Origin of the sequence: Eudoraea sp. (genome assembly GCF_049665975.1) — a bacterium.
Classification (GTDB): domain Bacteria; phylum Bacteroidota; class Bacteroidia; order Flavobacteriales; family Flavobacteriaceae; genus Eudoraea.
This window is the reverse complement of record NZ_JBATGR010000388.1, coordinates 1-1,598: the sequence shown is the minus strand read 5'-3', so window position 1 is coordinate 1,598 and position 1,598 is coordinate 1. Positions and strand designations below refer to the sequence as shown.

Annotated in this window: 2 protein-coding genes and 1 pseudogene; all 3 read right to left on the bottom strand. The window is 34.4% G+C overall.

Features of this window, described 5'->3' with window-relative positions:
* Positions 1 to 194: pseudogene (locus tag WBN20_RS13110) on the bottom strand (tetratricopeptide repeat protein); the annotation flags it as partial.
* 1 nt (position 195) lies between these two features.
* A complete protein-coding gene (locus tag WBN20_RS13105) occupies positions 196 to 1,242 on the bottom strand; it encodes a VWA domain-containing protein (RefSeq protein ID WP_424282021.1) in 1,047 nt (348 codons plus the stop codon).
* Between the two features lie 3 nt (positions 1,243 to 1,245).
* Positions 1,246 to 1,598, bottom strand: a 353-nt coding sequence (locus WBN20_RS13100; protein ID WP_424282020.1) for a vWA domain-containing protein, incomplete at its 5' end; no start/stop codon positions are given.

The following is a 1,598-nucleotide window of genomic DNA, read 5'->3' as shown; positions in this document are numbered from 1 at the left end:
GTATTGTCATTACTTTTGGAAATGGCTCTTCTGTAGTTCACTTCTGCATCAATGAAATCATTATTAGCTAGTTCTTTATTTGCTTCAAATGTTATATCGGTTGAGGCTTTAAGCGCTTTTTCCTTTTCTTTCAAATCATCCTGTGAAAAAACGGCAGAACTTATAATAAATGTAAATAAAACAATCTTTTTCATTTTAGTGAATTTCCTTCTCGTTAAATAAATTCATTCTTTTAAGCCATTGGGTTTTTCTGTCTAGTAGAAAAACCTCCAAAAATAGAAACAAAAGACCAATGCCCAGAAACCATTGAAATTGGTCTTTATATTCGGCAAATTGTTTAGCTTCAAATTCCTTTTTGTCCATTTGATTTAATTGCTCTTTAATGAATTCCACAGCATCTTCTGTATTCGATCCGTTTACGTATTCCCCATTTCCCTCGTCTGAAATTTCTTCCAGGATCTCTTCATTTAGTTTCGTGATTACCACTTCACCCTGTGAATCTTTTTTTAAACTTTCGACTATACCATTTCTTTTGATGGGAATTGGACTGCCTTTTGTCTTTCCAACACCAATAGTAAAAATTCTTATTCCTTCTTCCACGGCCAATTCAACAGCATCTAAGGTTGAACCCTCTGAGTGATCTTCGCCATCTGAAACAATAAACAAAACCCTGTTTGTTTGCTCCTCATCATCAAAATAAGTAGATGCAAGTTCAATGGCTTCATTTATAGCGGTTCCTTGTGATGAAAGCATATCTGTATTCATGCTTTGGAGAAACATTTTGGCCGCACCATAATCTGTGGTTATTGGCAGTTGAGGAAAAGCCTGACCTGCGTATGCTATGATACCTATTCGATCACTTGCCAATTGATTAATAATTTCAGAAACCAGGCGTTTAGATTTCTCTATTCTGTTGGGAGCAATATCCTCAGCTAACATACTTTTTGAAACATCTATAGCAAAGACAATATCAACTCCTTCTCGTTTAACTGTTTCTAATTTCGTTCCAATTTTTGGGTTTACCAGACCCAAAACCAAAAATGAAAGCCCTACTATCAGGAAAATTAATTTTAAAACTGATTTAAAATTAGACTTATTTGGGGATAGTCTTTTCAACAGGTCGGAAGTTGCAAATTTCTTTTGAGTCCTTTTTTTCCAGATTTGAAGCAATACATAAATAACGACCATTATAGGAATAATGGACAAAAGATAGAAATATATTTTCTCGTCTAACTGGATCATATTTTAAATAAAACTTCTGAAGAGAGTATTTCTCAGGAACCATTCAACAATAAGTAATGCTCCTGCCAATAGAATCCATGGTCTGAATTTCTCTTCATATTTATAATACTTAAATTCTTCAACTTCTGTTTTCTCCAATTTATTTATTTCATCATAAATGGCCTCTAATTTTTCATTATCTGTTGCTCTAAAGTATTGACCTCCTGTTGCGTCGGCAATAGCTTTAAGTAATTCCTCATCTATCTCAACCTGTCTCATCCCGTACCTATAGGATCCATCTTCATTATATGCTACTGGCGAGAGCGCGTTTCCATTAGTTCCCAAGCCAATGGTATAAGTCTTGATGTCAAATTCCA